Source organism: Mesorhizobium humile (assembly GCF_033977215.1).
In the GTDB taxonomy this organism is placed as follows: domain Bacteria; phylum Pseudomonadota; class Alphaproteobacteria; order Rhizobiales; family Rhizobiaceae; genus Mesorhizobium; species Mesorhizobium humile.
On sequence record NZ_JAVIIV010000009.1, the window covers coordinates 181,896 to 195,781 of the forward strand.

Here is a 13,886-nt window from a genome sequence, read left to right on the forward strand (position 1 = left end):
TGGCGGGCACAGCGGAAGGCCTTGCTTGCCAGTCGCCTGCGCGCGAAATCCTTTGCCGCGTTGCGTTCAGACCGGAAGGCGGAATTGTTTGCGCAGGCTTTTGTCGAATATATCCGCGGGGGCGAAGCGGCGCAGCAGGCTGACCTGGCGCGCTGCCTTGCCGGCGGTGTAGCGCCGCCGCGGACGAGCAGCGGTCGCCGCCTTGACGATCACCTCGGCCACCACTTCCGGCCGATCGGCCACAGGCATCACATCGCGAAGGAGCGCTTCGAGCCCGGCTCTAGCCCGGTCGTATTCCTTCAGCAGGGAGACCGGCCGGATACCGTTCTGGTCGAAGACTGTGCGCACGAATGCCGGTTCGACCACCGAGACACGGACATTGAAGGCACGAACCTCGTGGTCGAGCGATTCCGAATAGCCTTCGAGCGCGTGCTTGACCGCCGAATAATGCGCCGAATACGGTGCCGGCACGAGTCCCAGCACCGAGCCGACGTTGACGATGCGCCCTTGGCCGAGCCGCCGCATCGACGGCAACACCGCATTGGTCATGCGGATGACACCGAACAGATTGACGTCGAACAGGGCCTGCACCTGTGGAACCGAGAATTCCTCGGCGCCTCCAAGCAGGCCGACACCCGCATTGTTGACCAGGAGGTCGATCCGGCCGGTCTGCGACAGCACCGTCGAAACGAGCGCGGCAACGGCCTCGCCGTCGGTCACGTCGCATGCCAGCATTGTCACCCCTTCCGGGCCATTGCCGGCCTTGCGGCGGCTTGTCCCGAAGACGGTAAACCCCGCGCGCGCCAAGGCCTCGGCGCTGGCCCGGCCGATACCCGAGGAAGCTCCGGTCACGATTGCAGTTTTTCCGGAATTCGCATTCATTTCGTTCTCCAAAATCACGGGGGCTAGCATTTTCGTGTCAGTTGAATTACAATCATAATATCACATTATGCTCATAATGCAATAACAGAAAGGGATGGCTGCCATGCGCTACGAAAAGGGCCGGAAGGATGCTTCACGCGGCCGGATCATGGAGGTCGCCGCCGACCGTTTCCGGTCGGACGGGATCGCGGCGTCGGGCCTTGCCGCCATCATGAGCGACGCGGGGCTCACGAACGGGGCCTTCTACCCGCATTTTCAATCCAAGGCCGAGCTCGTGCGTGAGAGCGTGGCGGCGGCCTTGGAAGCGCAGTCGCACCAATTGCAGGAAGCATTGGCCGCTGGCGGCCTGGAATTGGCCATAGATGCCTATCTATCGGCTGAGCACCGGGACAATCCTGGCAAGGGCTGCGCTTCTGCCGCGCTGTTGCCGGAGATTGCACGGCAGCCGGCTGAAACGCGGGCTGTTTATGCCGAGCGCGTCCAATCCTTGATGCGACAGCTAGCTGAAGCTCTGCCGCCGACCGAAGATCCGGAGGCCGTTGCGCTGGGCGTCTTTTCGACCCTCATCGGCGCTCTTCAACTTGCCCGCGCCATGGAAGGATCCGAATTGTCGGACCGCATCCTCGCGGCAGGGAAGGCTGCGGCACGGACATTGATCCAGCCGCTTCCGAAAGAACCGGCGCCGGGCCGGTCGTAGATCTGCTTGAGCTCGCAATTGGCGCTCCGTAGCCGCAGTGCCGAAACTGTTCCGGAAACTCCGAAACGGCTAATATCCCCCCATGCAGGGGACTCGCATCGCCTTTGGTCCGTTCGTACTCGATCCCGACATCGGGACGCTCCTGAAAGAGCGGACCCCGATCGCTGTCGGGCATCGTGGGCTGACGCTCCTTGCCGCGCTTGCGGCACGGCCCGGCGAGATCGTGACCAAGGCCGAGCTGATGGACGCTGCCTGGCCGGGCACCGCCGTCGAGGAAGGCAACCTTACCGTCCAGATCGCGACACTGAGAAAGGCTCTCGGTCCGGCTGACAATGGCGGTGAGTGGATCGCCACCGTGCCTCGCGTCGGCTACCGCTTCACCGGGACTGTCGAGCCGGTGGCGAGCGCATCCTCCAAACCGATACCATCGTCCGGCAAGCCCTCGATCGCGGTGCTGCCTTTTGCCAATCTGGGCGGCGATCACGACCAGCAGTATCTCAGTGACGGCATAACCGAGGATATAATCACGGAGCTGGCCAGGTTTCGCTCCCTCCTCGTCATTGGGCGCAATTCGTCCTTTCAGTTTCGCGATCCGGCATTGGACATTGCCGAAGTCCATCGCAAACTCGGGGTCCGATACCTGGTCGAAGGCAGCGTACGAAAGCTCGGCGACCGCATTCGCATCACCACGCAATTGATTGACGCCGCCACCGGCGCCCACCTGTGGGCCCAACGGTACGATCGGGCCCTCAACGACATCTTCGCATTGCAAGACGAGGTTGCCGCTCTCATCGCCTCGATGGTCGAGGGCCAGGCTGAGGCCGATACAGCGAGCCGCTCCAGACGCAAGCCTCCGGCCGATTGGGATGCATACGACTACTATCTGCAGGGGCGCGCGCTCTTCCATCAATATGAAATGGACGAGTCCGAGTCCCTGTTCGTTCGATGTGTCGAGCTCGATTCGACATTCGCTCAGGGCCACGCCTTCCTCGCACAGGCCCTCGTTGGCAGATTCTGGTATGACAACGATCCGAGGACACTGCAGAAGGCCTGGAACTCGGCGCGAACGGCGCTCGCCCTCGACAGGAGCGATGGCGTCTGTCACCAGAGCATGGGGCTGGTGCTTACGCACATGCGCCAGCATAGCGATGCGGGAATGCATTTCGAGCAGGCACGCTCGTTGAACCCGCTGGACGTGAACATAGCAGGCGATTACGCAAGCTGGCTCAACTATGGTGGTCAAGCCGAGACCGCGCTCCGCGTGCTCGAAAGCGCGCTCCTGCGCGACCCGTTACCTCCGATATGGTTCTGGGAGGTGAAGGGCAGCTCGCTCTTCCTGCTTGGAAGGTACTCGGAAGCCGTCGGTTCGTATCGGAGGGCCGGCGACCATTTCTTCATTCACGCCTTCCTCGCAGCGACATACGCACATTTGGGTGAGATGGAGAAGGCGCGCGCTGAAGTCGAGGAAGCGCTGACAAGGAAACACGACGTAACTGTTCGGCTGATTTCATGTCTCCCGTTCGCCGACCCGGTCGCTCTGGAGCTTTTCACTTCAGGCTTCATAAAGGCCGGTTTTCCCGCGTGAACGCCACCGCCGTCGCGCTCGGCCTCAAGGCCAACTGGAAGCAGTTCGCGCTAAAGCAGGTCGCGTGAAAAAGGATTCACGCAATCTGCTTTAAGTCCTTGATCTTAAGCATGTCTTTGCCCCGAAACCGGGACCACTTTCGGGAGACATGCTTTAGTGCTCGGCATCATTGCCCGCAGTCAGGCGGCCGCTTCGACCGGCAAGCCCGCAGCTCTCCATTCTGGCATGCCTTCCTCGAGGCGGCGCGCCGCGAGCCCGAGCGAGCGCAACGCAGCGACAGCCTCGAAGGACATCACGCACCACGGACCGCGGCAATAGGCGACGATCTGCTTGCCGGCATCGGCGCTGCCGGACCACGCGTTGATTTCGCGGAGCGGCACATTGATCGCGCCCGGCACGTGGCCAAGCGCGAACTCATCGGCCGGACGAACGTCAATCAGCGTCACCAGTCCGTCGCGCATGAGTGCCTGCAGTTCCTCGCGCCCGACCGGCCGCATGTCGTCGCGCGCGTCGAAATAGCCGCGCACGATGCGGTCGACTTCGGCAAGCTGCCGTTCAGCGACGCCGCGAATGGCGGCGAAGGCCGACAGCACGCTCGCATCGGCGAGCGAATAATGCACGAACTTGCCGTCGCGTTCGGCCGAGACGATGCCGCCGCGGCGCAGCGCCTGAAGATGCTGGGAGATGTTGGCGACCGGCTGGCCGAGTTTCGCCGCGAGCGCCTCGACGCTGCGCGATCCTTGCGCCAGATGCTCGATCATCTCCAGGCGCAAAGGATGGCCGAGCGCCTTCGCGACGATCGCGAACTGTTCGTAGAGCGCCTGCTTCGGATTGCGGATTGACATCGGCCTTTCAGCGACGCATCGTCATTCAATGGAATAATTGAATGATAGTTTTGGCTTGCTGTCAAGCTTGGCTGCTTCGCCCGGGACGGCTGTCCGTTTGGAGGAAACGCAATGATTCTCAGGCAGTTCCTGCATACCGACCCGGTTGCCGCCTCCTACCTGTTCGGCTGCGGCGGCAAGGCTTCCGGGGCTGTCGTCGATCCGGTCGGCGACATCGTGCCCTATGTCGAGGCGGCACGCGCGACCGGCATGCGCATCCTCTATGTCGTCGACACGCATATCCATGCCGACCACATCTCGGCCGGCCGGGCGCTTGCCGAGGCGACCGGCGCCGAATACGTGCTGTTCGAAGGCGCCGAAGCCGGCTTCCCGTTCCGGCGCGCGAAGGACGGCGAGGTGCTGGAGCTCGGCAATGTCACGGCAACGGTGATGCACACGCCGGGCCACACGCCGGAGCATCTGAGCCTTCTCGTCACCGACCGGACGCGATCGACCGAACCCTGGTTCGTGCTCACCGGACACACGCTGATGGTCGGCGATCTCGGCCGCACCGAGCTTGCTTCCAGCGCCGAGGACGGCGCCCGCGCGCTCTTCGCCAGCGTGCGCCGGCTGAAGGGATTGCCCGACTTTATCGAGGTGCTGCCCGGCGCCTATTCCGGTTCTGTCTGCGGCCGTTCGCTGAGCGGCAAGCCGACGTCGACCATCGGCTTCGAGCGACGCTTCAACAAGGCCTTCCGCATCGAGGACGAGGGTGAGTTCGTCGCCGCCATGACCGCCGATATCCCTCCCCCGCCGCCGGGGGCCGCACGGAACCGGGCCGTCAACGCCGGGGCGAAACCTTGAGCGCAGCGGCGCCCGCCGTCGCGCTCGGCCTCAAGGCCAACTGGAAGCAGTTCGCGCTGCTGGTGCTGATCAACGCTTTCGTCGGCGGCATGGTCGGCATCGAGCGGACCGTGGTGCCGCTGATCGGCGCGGAGGAATTCGGCGTCGCGTCGACCACATTGGTCGTGTCCTTCATCGTCAGCTTCGGCGTGGTCAAGGCCTGTGCCAACCTCGTCTCCGGCCAGCTCGCCGACACATGGGGCCGCAAGCGCGTGCTGATCCTGGGCTGGCTGTTCGGCGTGCCGGTGCCCTTCATCATCATCTGGGCGCCAAGCTGGGGCTGGATCGTCGCCGCCAACGCGTTGCTCGGCATCAACCAGGGGTTCGCCTGGTCGATGACGGTGATCATGAAGGTCGACCTGGTCGGGCCGAAATCGCGCGGGCTCGCCGTCGGCCTCAACGAGTTCGCCGGCTACCTCGCGGTCGGCGTCACCGCCTTCCTCACCGGTTATCTCGCGAGCCGCTACGGGCTGCGTCCGGTGCCGATCTATCTCGGCGTCGGCTATGCGATCCTGGGTGCGGCGCTGTCGATCCTGCTTGTGCGCGACACGCGCGAGCATGTGCGGCTGGAGCTGGCGAACCATCCGAAAGCAGCTTCGCCGCTGAGCTTTCGCGAGATCTTCATGCTAACCTCGTTCGGGAACCGCAACCTGTTCGCCGCATCGCAAGCCGGCCTGGTGAACAATCTGAACGACGGCATGAGCTGGGGGCTGTTTCCGCTCTTCTTCGTCGCCAATGGGCTCGGCGTCGAGCGGATCGGCATCCTCAAGGCGGTCTATCCGGCGGTGTGGGGCATCTTCCAGGTCGCCACCGGGCCGCTCAGCGACCGCTGGGGCCGCAAGGGCCTGATCGTCGCCGGCATGTGGGCGCAGGCGGCGGGGCTTCTCACCACCGCCATGACGCGCGATTTCAGCTGGTGGCTGCTGGCCAGCCTGCTGCTCGGCCTCGGCACTGCGATGGTCTATCCGAGCCTGATCGCGGCGGTGTCGGACGCATCGCATCCCTCCTGGCGGGCGCGCTCGCTCAGCGTCTACCGCTTTTGGCGCGACCTCGGCTATGCGATCGGGGCGCTGTCGGCAGGCCTGATCGCCGACTTCTTCGGCTTCGCCGCGGCGATCGGGTCAGTCGCTGCGCTGACCTTCCTGTCGGGTGCGATCGTGGCGATAGCGATGCGCGAGACTGGCGTCGCCGTCCCATTTCCAGCGCCGGGCGATGGTTAACGCCGGCCCCGAACAAGGTTTCCGTTTACGATATCGTAAGCTTGTTGCTGCGGGACATGCGCCCGTCCGCTACAATTGCGTCAGTTGAATTTCCTCGAGATCGCGCATGAGCTCCCCGAACCGCATGCCGTGGGTGGATACGGCAAAAGGCCTTTCCATCCTCCTGGTGGTGATGATGTATTCGGCCTACAACACCGGCGAATACACCGGCGGCGTCGGCTTCCTGCATTATGTCATCGGCTTCGCGACGCCCTTCCGCATGCCGGAATTCTTCCTGATCTCGGGCCTGTTCCTGTCGCAGGTGATCGACCGGCCATGGCGGCGCTATATCGACCGCCGCGTCGTCCACTATCTCTACTTCTATGTGCTTTGGGCGATCATCTCGATCGGGCTGAAGATCGGCATCTTCAGCCGCGACCCCGCCGGCATGCTGCACGATCTCGCGATGGCCGTCGTCGAGCCGTACGGCGTCTTGTGGTTCATCTACATGCTGGCGGTCTTCGGGATCGTCATCCGCCTGTTGCGCGAGCTTCGCGTGCCGCACTGGATCGTCATCTTGGCTGCTGCCGTGCTGCAGATGTGGGCACCGAAGCCGGACAGCTACGCGCTCGAGCAGTTCGCGGCCTATTTCGTGTTCTTCTATCTCGGCTTTGTGCTGGCGCCGCTGATCTTCCGGCTGGTCGAATGGACACAGGCTCGTCCGGCAGTCGCCGTTGCCGGCCTGCTCGCCTGGGCGATCGTCAACGGCCTGCTCGTCTATTCGCCGGGCTACGCCGTGCAGCCGATCGGCATGCAGATGGGCCTTGCAGCCTGGCCGCCGCTGCATCTGTCGCTCGCTGTCGCCGGCGCGGTGGCGCTCTGCGTCGCGGGCGGCTTCCTGTCGAAATTCGCGTCCATGGAATGGCTGCGCTGGCTCGGCGAGCATTCGCTGGTCGTCTATGTTGCCTTCACCATCCCGATGTCGATCTTCCGCGGTGTCATGCTGGCAAGCGGCCTGCTGACCGACACCGGCATGCTGAGCCTCGCCGTGCTGCTCGTCTCGGTCGTCAGCCCGGTGGTGCTCTACTTCATCGTCAAGCGCATCGGCTTCGGCACCTTCCTGTTCGAGCGGCCGGCCTGGGCGCATGTCGACGGGCCGAACGCCGCCAAGGCTAGCAAGCCAATGACGCGGCAGGCGCGCGAAGCGGCCTGACCGGGCCGCCTCTTCCGCCAGTCCGTCATTTGCCGGCGCTAGTGCGTTTCACCGTTTCACCGAAACGGCGAAACGCCCTATCTCTTTGTTTTGACGCAATTCCGGACGGAAAACCGCTCACACTTTTCCTGGAATTGCTCTATGTCCCGGACGCCGCGCGGCCTTGATCTTGCCGCTGCTTCCGCCACCGCAGAAGAAGCAGCCGCCGCCATCGGATTCCAGCCCCGACACGCCGGAGGGCATCGCCAGTTCCTGCAGCACGTCGCCTGTGTCGGGATCGACGCGCACCAGATCGCCCTCCTCGCCCTCCCAGGTGGCATGCCAGAGCTCGCCATCGACCCAGGTGACGCCAGTGACGACGCGCTTCGATTCGATCGTGCGGATCACCTTGCCCGTTTCAGGATCGATCTGATGGATCTTATGTGCCCGATATTCACCGACCCAGAGCGAGCCTTCGGCCCAGGCCATGCCTGAATCACCCCCGTTCCCGGGGGCGGGAATGGTTGCGACGACCTTGCCGATCTTCGGGTCGACCTTGTGGATGCGATCCTCGGCAATCTGGTAGAGATACTCGCCGTCGAAGGCGGTACCGGCATGCGAGGCGACATCGATCGTACGCACGATCATGCCGCTGTCAGGATCGAGCGCGTTCAACCTGTCGCCACTGGCGAACCAGACATTTTCGCCGTCATAGGTAACGCCGTTGACGCGCTCGACGCCGGGGAACGGTCCGTATTCACGCAGGATCTCGGCAGCGGCTCGTTTCATTTTCGATCTCCATTCGAACAATGGCCGCAGACTAGTCGGTCGGCAGCGGACCCGGGAGTAACAACACAGTCGGGAATCCGGTCACCGGCGGCATCATCCAGCGGCGCGCCCTGCCGCGGCCGACCGCCTGCACCTTGTTTGCCGTCGAAAGCTCCTCCAGCGCCCGCTGCACGGTGCGCGCGCTGGCGCCAAGCGCGATCGCCAGCGCCGAGCTCGACCAGGCCTCGCCATCGGCCAGGAATGCGAGCACCGCGCCATGCTCATCCTCGACCGGCGGCGCAAGCACGACGACCTCGGCGGCCTTCAGCGGCGCGATGGCGAAACCGGCGGCGGTTGCGTTGATCTCGGCAAACTCACCGAGCTCGGCGCGCAGCCGTCCCATCTCGACCCTGAGCCGCGCACGATGCGATTCGTCGGCATGCCTGGCCCGGAAGGCGCGCCTCAGCAGCTCCTCGCGCGATGCGTCCGCCGGCCATGCCTCGGCGAGCGTGCGCGCCAGCGTAAACAGCACCGGCCGGGTTGCCAGCGACACGACCGCGTCGGCTTCGCGCACGACATTGCGGCAGGCATCGATAACCAGCGCGCCCGAGCCCAGCAATGCCTCGACCTCATCGAGCAGCAGATCATTCTCCGCGCCGCGCGCAATCAGCCGGCCGACCGGCGTGTTCAACACCAGGGATGCCGCTTCGACTTCGGCCCTCAAGGCCGGGATGTTGGCTTGGTAAGCGGCAAGCGATGCCCGGCCGAAGGCCGAGCGCGCCGCCTTTGTCCTGAGGCGGCGCACGGCAATGCCGGCCGCCGCCAGTTCATGCGCGACGCGCGCCACGGGCGGCAGCGGCGCCGGATCGAAATCCGCCAGCAGGCGCTCGGCCTCGTCGAGCCGGCCGATCAGGATGAGGCGGCGCGCCTCGAGGCTGCCGGCATAGGCGGCGTTCAGCCGGTCGCCATGCGTGGCGAGCGTCGCGCGGGCGGATCGCAGGGCCTTCTCCGGCCAGCCGAGGTCGCGCGAGACGAGCGCGATCTCGGCCTCGGCGACGACACAGCGCGCCCGCGCCACCGCTTCCCTCGGGCTGAAGGCGCGGGCGGCGTCCTTCAGCAGCGCCTTGGCCTTGGCGAAATCGCCGAGCTGCGCCATCGCGATGCCGCGCAACGCCAGCGCCGGCGCGTCGTCGCGCAGCGCGACGCGCTTCAGGGCGCCGAGCGGATCGCCAGCGGCAAGCGCGCGGCCGGCGGCGTTGATCAGCGAGTCCATGCCGTCGCCTCAAAGCCCGCCGCAGCAAATCGCGTCACACTTGTAACTCCCACCATTGCGGTGTGCGGCCCTATGTCTGTCCTCGTCACCCCCCAACCAAACCCAAGAACGGGACAAGAGCAATGACCCAACACATGAAGACACCGCCGGTCGTTTCGCAGGAAGCATGGGAAGGCGCCTATGAAGAGATGCTGGTCAAGGAAAAGGCCGTCACCCGCGCCCGCGACGCTCTGGCCGCCGAACGCCGCCGCATGCCGTGGATGGAAGTCAAGAAGGACTATGTGTTCGAAGGCCCGAACGGCAAGGTGAGCTTGCTCGATTTGTTCGAAGGTCGCCGGCAGCTCGTCATCTACCGCGCCTTCTTCGAGCCGGGCGTCTATGGCTGGCCCGAGCATGCCTGCCGCGGCTGCTCGCTCGGCGCCGATCAGGTCGGCAACCTCGCCCATCTCAATGCCCGCGACACCACGCTTGCCTATGCCTCGCGCGCGCCGCAGGCCGACATCCAGCGGCTTAAGCAGCAGATGGACTGGAAGATGCCCTGGTACACCATCACCGACAGCTGGGATAAGGATTTCGGCGTCGACGAATGGCACGGCCACAACGTCTTCATCCATGACGGCAAGCGTATTTTCCGCACCTATTTCGTCAACAACCGCGGCGATGAAGCGTTCGGCACCGTCTGGAGCTATCTCGACGTCACGCCGCTCGGCCGCCAGGAGGTGTGGGAGGATTCGCCCGAGGGCTATCCGCAGACCCAGACCTACAAGTGGTGGAACTGGCACGACAGTTACGAAGCAGGGGCTGCCCCCGACCAGAGATGGGTCGAGGTGTCGGATGCCGGCGAAGCGGCGTTCCGCAACAAGAACGCCTGAGCGTGAAGCGACTCCGGCGGCGTGGAACTGCGCCGCCGGAGCCGATCGCTTCGCCCTAAGGGCTTGAAACCTGACCGCTTCAGAAGGTGGATATCATGAGCATCGACTCCCCTCGCCCGACCGGCTTGAGCGGCTTCGGCCTCGCCGACTGGCTCTGCCTCGCCGCGGCGCCGACCTTTGCAACAATGGCGCTGCTGACGGTCGCCTATGGCGGCCATGACATGATGTGCATGCCGGGCTCGGGCGCGTCGCTGCTCAGCGGCATGGCGCCGATGTATCTCCTGATGGCGGCCTTCCATCTTGCGCCATGGCTGCGGCTGGTGGGCAGGCGGGCATAAGGCTGGACCGGGACCGTTCAGCGGCCCCCGCCAATTGGAAGAAAAGTGCCGACGCTCGCTCCACCTAGAGCAATTCCAGGAAAAGTGTGAGCGGTTTTCCGTCCGGAATTGCGTAGAAGCAAAGAGATAGGGCATTTCGCCGTTTCCGTGAAACGGTGAAATGCTCTAACCTGGTTGGAGTTCGTTGGTAAGCACGCGCTCGTTGGGATCGATCGGACCCAAGTTCTTCACGACCCTGAATTGACCGCCCTGCGCCTGCGCGATGTACATATTCATGCGAACATGATGCTGGCCGGGAACCATCTCGGCCGCACCTCCCGGGCCTTCGGCGATACGAGCATGGTCGAGTGCCCGGATGACCGCGTCGCGCTCGACGCTGCCCGCCTCCTTCACGGCAGCTTCCCACATCTTGATCGCCCGGTAGTGACCAGTGCACCCGCTGCCCGCAGTCAAGGTAGCGCCGCCGGGGAACCGTTCGCTGTAGCGCCGCAACAGCGCGCGACCGAACGGTTCGTCGAGTTCCTGGTAATAGTCGAGGCAGCTGTAGAGGCCCTCGATCTGCTCGGGCGGCACCAGGTTGAAGAAGTTCTCATCGAAGTAGGTGCAGACGATCCGGCCGCCGCGTTTGCCGAAGCCGGCCTTGTGCAGTTCTTCGAGGAACGGTGTCAGCCCCGGCGGGACGATGGTGTAGAAAACCACGTCGGTGCCGCTCGCCATGATCTGCTGCACCGTCCGCCGGAAATCGACAGTGTCCAGTGGAAAGTACTCCTCGCCGACGATCTCGCCGCCATTGGCGCGCACTACGTGGCTCGCGGCCTTGTTCAGCAAATGAGGCCAGATGTAATCGGCGGATGGCAGGTAGAATTTCCTGGCTCCCGTGGACTTCATGAGCCATGGGATCAGCGGCTCGACCTGCTGCGCGGGCACGGGGCCAGTGCAGAAGATCAGCGGATCGTTTTCCTGCCCCTCATACTGCTCGGTATAGAGGTAGAGCGTCCCGCCCCGGGTGACCGCCTCGCTCTTGATGGCCAGGCGGGTCGAACTGTAGATGCCGCCGACGACCACATCGACCTTGTCGACGTCGACTAGTTTCGCCGCCTTTGCCTTGGCGACGCTTTCGAGAGTTTCGCCATCCTCGATGACTAGCTCCACCGGGCGGCCGAGGAGGCCGCCTTTGGCGTTGATGTCGTCGACAAGCATGGTGGTGAGGTTGGCGTTGGCGATGCCCATGAAGGACAATGGGCCGGTGAGCTCGGCGATAAGGCCGATCTTGATGGGTTTCGGATCCATCTGATTTCTCCGATTCTGAGGTTCGTCTTTGGGGTTTCGTCGGGCGCGCCGCCGCCGACGGCAGGCGGCGCGCACGGTTGACCTCAGGCCTCGTAGTGGCCCAGCAGCAATGCCGCCTGCGGCTTGCCGACATGGCCGGCTTCCTGCAGGATCGCGGGGACCTCCGGATCCGACACGAAGTTCTTCCAACCCTCGGCGTCCCAGTCGAAGATCGCCCAGACGCGGTCAGGCTCGCTCGGGTCGCGGAACACGGTTGCGCCGTTCGAGCCGTGCAGCCGGCGCTTGTCGGCGCCCTTGGTAGAAAAGATCCGGATGAAGCGGTCGACGTCCGCCACCTTGGTCGTTGCGAGAAGCATCTGATTTCCTCCTGTCGGTCGCGGCCACCATTGGTCCGTCGACAGGATCACGATGCGCGCGCCGGAGCGGGCGCACATGGGGTGGATTCCCTATGCCGGCATTACGCCCGGCCGGACAAGGCCGTGCTCGACCGCATAGAGCGCGGCGCCGGCGCGGGTGGCCACGCCGATCTTGGAATAGACGCTCTGGATGTGATGGTCAGCGGTCTTGGGCGCGATATCGAGCTTGCGAGCCGTTTCCTTCGCCGTAAGGCCGGCGGCGATCAGGCGCAGCACCTCGATCTCGCGCCGCGTCATGCCGGCTAGCGCCTGCGGCAAAGCCCGGCGCGACTGCTGCCCGGCGAAGGACAATACGGCCTCGGCAGCGTCGGGGCAGATACAGCCGTCACGAACAGCTGCACGCAACTGCGTTGCCGCCGCCTCGCTGGACAGCGCCTTGCGGTGCGGACGTTCCTCCCGCGACGTCTGAAAGGCTTCGGCAGCGGCCAGGATCCTGGCCGCCGGAGACAGGTCGGAACCGCTGACCTTGCGGTGATATCCCGAACCGTCCAGGCGCTCGTGATGGCGCAGCACGAGCGCGCCCATCGCATCGCCGTCGTGGCCGAAGGAAGCCAGCGCCCGCTCACCGTAATAAGCGTGCAGTTGCGCGGCGTCGCGCTCGCGCACCGACAGCGGGCCGTTGCGCATCCAGGTCGCCACCGGCACGACGAGTTCGCCGATATCATGGATGCAGCCCGACCAGCGCAGCGCGCGCACGTCAGCCCCGGGCAGCCCGATCCGTGCCCCCGCACCCGCGGCCAGTTCCGACACCATTCGCGAATGGCCCTGCGTGAACGGCATGCGCATGTCGATCATGTCGGCAATGGCGAGGAACGCCTCATCGCAAGCCCCCTCGTCCAGCGTTACCGGCGGATCGGGCTCCAGCGCCAAAATCGTCTCGCGGTCGACCGTGGCGCCGATGCCGTCCATCAAGGCCGCCGCGTTGGCCGGGACGAGCCGGGCCAGATCCGCTTCGTATGGGCCATCCGCGCGACTGGCGATGGTTTCGGCCATCCCGTCGACGCCGACCGCCTCGCTGAGCGCGATTGCATCCTGCGCCAGCGTGATCAGACGGACGGCCGGCAGGACATCCTCGCCGCTTAAGCCGCGCGGCAGGCCCTTGCCGTCCCAGCGTTCGTAGATCTGGCCAAGGTTGCGTCGGATGCCCTCGGACAGGCCAAGCCGCTCGCCGATCCGCTGAGCGACCTCGCAATGCGCGGTGAGCACCGGGCGGGCTACGGCGAGCGCCTGCGACATCGCGGCCTCGATCGCCCTGGCCTGCGCGTCAGGCTCGAGATCGTAGTAGAACCGCTTGAAGGCCTGCACGAAGACCCTGCCCAGTTCCGCACGGTTGCCCATGTCGAGACCGACGAGATCCTGGCGAAGCGCGATTTCGTCGCCGAAGGTGGCCGAGAGCAGGTCGGTGTCGGCATTGCAGCCGACATAACGCAGCATAGACTGGTGATAGGCGTTACGCCGAACCTCGTCGGAAAGGCCCGCAAGCTTGGCGATCCGCATTGCAAGCACGCAGGATTTCAGCGCGAAATCGCGCGAATGGCCGGTGGCAAGGTCCGAAGCATAGGCCAGGACCATCATGAAGTCCGCCCGGCGTATCGAGGCGTCTGTCATCGTGCACATCCCCAGTGCGCCTCATGCTACCCCCACGAG

Annotated in this window: 14 protein-coding genes; 7 read left to right on the top strand and 7 right to left on the bottom strand. The window is 64.8% G+C overall.

The window, feature by feature from the left end:
• Positions 1 to 66: 66 nt before the first annotated feature.
• On the bottom strand, positions 67 to 882 hold the full coding sequence (locus tag RFM52_RS15980) for an oxidoreductase (protein WP_320297411.1): 816 nt from the start codon (positions 880 to 882) through the stop codon (positions 67 to 69).
• A 103-nt stretch (positions 883 to 985) separates the two neighbouring features.
• On the opposite strand from RFM52_RS15980, the gene RFM52_RS15985 reads away from it, so the two are divergent.
• Together RFM52_RS15985 and RFM52_RS15990 are read left to right on the top strand one after the other, a co-directional pair.
• The gene (locus RFM52_RS15985) at positions 986 to 1,579 is read left to right on the top strand and encodes a TetR/AcrR family transcriptional regulator (protein ID WP_320297412.1); all 594 of its coding nucleotides are present in this window, start codon (positions 986 to 988) and stop codon (positions 1,577 to 1,579) included.
• A gap of 82 nt (positions 1,580 to 1,661) precedes the next feature.
• A complete protein-coding gene (locus tag RFM52_RS15990) occupies positions 1,662 to 3,164 on the top strand; it encodes a winged helix-turn-helix domain-containing tetratricopeptide repeat protein (RefSeq protein ID WP_320297413.1) in 1,503 nt (500 codons plus the stop codon).
• A 179-nt stretch (positions 3,165 to 3,343) separates the two neighbouring features.
• On the opposite strand, the gene RFM52_RS15995 is transcribed toward RFM52_RS15990, so the two are convergent.
• Entirely contained in the window at positions 3,344 to 4,009 is a 666-nt protein-coding gene (locus tag RFM52_RS15995) for an ArsR/SmtB family transcription factor (protein WP_320297414.1), read from the bottom strand.
• Positions 4,010 to 4,120: 111 nt separating this feature from the next.
• On the opposite strand from RFM52_RS15995, the gene RFM52_RS16000 reads away from it, so the two are divergent.
• From RFM52_RS16000 to RFM52_RS16010, 3 genes are all read left to right on the top strand, one after another.
• Positions 4,121 to 4,852, top strand: a complete 732-nt coding sequence (locus RFM52_RS16000) for an MBL fold metallo-hydrolase (RefSeq protein WP_320297415.1) — start codon at positions 4,121 to 4,123, stop codon at positions 4,850 to 4,852.
• Positions 4,849 to 6,111, top strand: coding sequence for an MFS transporter (locus RFM52_RS16005; RefSeq protein WP_320297416.1), 1,263 nt, complete (start codon positions 4,849 to 4,851; stop codon positions 6,109 to 6,111). The genes RFM52_RS16000 and RFM52_RS16005 overlap by 4 nt, the downstream gene beginning before the upstream one ends.
• Positions 6,112 to 6,217: 106 nt before the next feature.
• Positions 6,218 to 7,303, top strand: a complete 1,086-nt coding sequence (locus RFM52_RS16010; protein ID WP_320297417.1) for an acyltransferase family protein — start codon at positions 6,218 to 6,220, stop codon at positions 7,301 to 7,303.
• 117 nt (positions 7,304 to 7,420) lie between these two features.
• Here the strand turns inward: RFM52_RS16010 and RFM52_RS16015 are convergent, their stop codons facing one another.
• Together RFM52_RS16015 and RFM52_RS16020 are read right to left on the bottom strand one after the other, a co-directional pair.
• Positions 7,421 to 8,071, bottom strand: coding sequence for a Vgb family protein (locus RFM52_RS16015; RefSeq protein ID WP_320297418.1), 651 nt, complete (start codon positions 8,069 to 8,071; stop codon positions 7,421 to 7,423).
• Between the two features lie 31 nt (positions 8,072 to 8,102).
• A complete protein-coding gene (locus tag RFM52_RS16020; protein ID WP_320297419.1) occupies positions 8,103 to 9,323 on the bottom strand; it encodes a helix-turn-helix domain-containing protein in 1,221 nt (406 codons plus the stop codon).
• Between the two features lie 122 nt (positions 9,324 to 9,445).
• Here RFM52_RS16020 and RFM52_RS16025 point away from each other — a divergent pair, with 122 nt between their 5' ends.
• Entirely contained in the window at positions 9,446 to 10,195 is a 750-nt protein-coding gene (locus tag RFM52_RS16025) for a DUF899 domain-containing protein (protein ID WP_320297420.1), read from the top strand.
• A 95-nt stretch (positions 10,196 to 10,290) separates the two neighbouring features.
• Positions 10,291 to 10,533 carry a hypothetical protein gene (locus RFM52_RS16030; protein ID WP_320297421.1) on the top strand — a complete coding sequence of 81 codons (243 nt, stop codon included), beginning with the start codon at positions 10,291 to 10,293 and terminating at the stop codon, positions 10,531 to 10,533.
• A gap of 165 nt (positions 10,534 to 10,698) precedes the next feature.
• Here RFM52_RS16030 and RFM52_RS16035 read toward each other — a convergent pair whose 3' ends face one another.
• The 3 genes from RFM52_RS16035 to RFM52_RS16045 all read right to left on the bottom strand — a co-directional run bounded on the left by RFM52_RS16035 (position 10,699) and on the right by RFM52_RS16045 (position 13,847).
• Positions 10,699 to 11,823: a substrate-binding protein gene (locus RFM52_RS16035; RefSeq protein WP_320297422.1), complete on the bottom strand. Its 1,125-nt coding sequence runs from the start codon at positions 11,821 to 11,823 to the stop codon at positions 10,699 to 10,701.
• Positions 11,824 to 11,906: 83 nt separating this feature from the next.
• Positions 11,907 to 12,179, bottom strand: coding sequence for a hypothetical protein (locus RFM52_RS16040; RefSeq protein WP_091581466.1), 273 nt, complete (start codon positions 12,177 to 12,179; stop codon positions 11,907 to 11,909).
• Between the two features lie 90 nt (positions 12,180 to 12,269).
• Entirely contained in the window at positions 12,270 to 13,847 is a 1,578-nt protein-coding gene (locus tag RFM52_RS16045) for an HD domain-containing phosphohydrolase (protein WP_320297423.1), read from the bottom strand.
• Positions 13,848 to 13,886: the final 39 nt, after the last annotated feature.

Bases quoted from the DNA above. Each gene is read 5' to 3' on its own strand.
- RFM52_RS15980 (WP_320297411.1), bottom strand. From the start codon at position 882: ATGAATGCGAATTCCGGAAAAACTGCAATCGTGACCGGAGCTTCCTCG.
- RFM52_RS15985 (WP_320297412.1), top strand. From the start codon at position 986: ATGCGCTACGAAAAGGGCCGGAAGGATGCTTCACGCGGCCGGATCATG.
- RFM52_RS15990 (WP_320297413.1), top strand. From the start codon at position 1,662: ATGCAGGGGACTCGCATCGCCTTTGGTCCGTTCGTACTCGATCCCGAC.
- RFM52_RS15995 (WP_320297414.1), bottom strand. From the start codon at position 4,009: ATGTCAATCCGCAATCCGAAGCAGGCGCTCTACGAACAGTTCGCGATC.
- RFM52_RS16000 (WP_320297415.1), top strand. From the start codon at position 4,121: ATGATTCTCAGGCAGTTCCTGCATACCGACCCGGTTGCCGCCTCCTAC.
- RFM52_RS16010 (WP_320297417.1), top strand. From the start codon at position 6,218: ATGAGCTCCCCGAACCGCATGCCGTGGGTGGATACGGCAAAAGGCCTT.
- RFM52_RS16015 (WP_320297418.1), bottom strand. From the start codon at position 8,071: ATGAAACGAGCCGCTGCCGAGATCCTGCGTGAATACGGACCGTTCCCC.
- RFM52_RS16020 (WP_320297419.1), bottom strand. From the start codon at position 9,323: ATGGACTCGCTGATCAACGCCGCCGGCCGCGCGCTTGCCGCTGGCGAT.
- RFM52_RS16025 (WP_320297420.1), top strand. From the start codon at position 9,446: ATGACCCAACACATGAAGACACCGCCGGTCGTTTCGCAGGAAGCATGG.
- RFM52_RS16030 (WP_320297421.1), top strand. From the start codon at position 10,291: ATGAGCATCGACTCCCCTCGCCCGACCGGCTTGAGCGGCTTCGGCCTC.
- RFM52_RS16035 (WP_320297422.1), bottom strand. From the start codon at position 11,823: ATGGATCCGAAACCCATCAAGATCGGCCTTATCGCCGAGCTCACCGGC.
- RFM52_RS16040 (WP_091581466.1), bottom strand. From the start codon at position 12,179: ATGCTTCTCGCAACGACCAAGGTGGCGGACGTCGACCGCTTCATCCGG.
- RFM52_RS16045 (WP_320297423.1), bottom strand. From the start codon at position 13,847: ATGACAGACGCCTCGATACGCCGGGCGGACTTCATGATGGTCCTGGCC.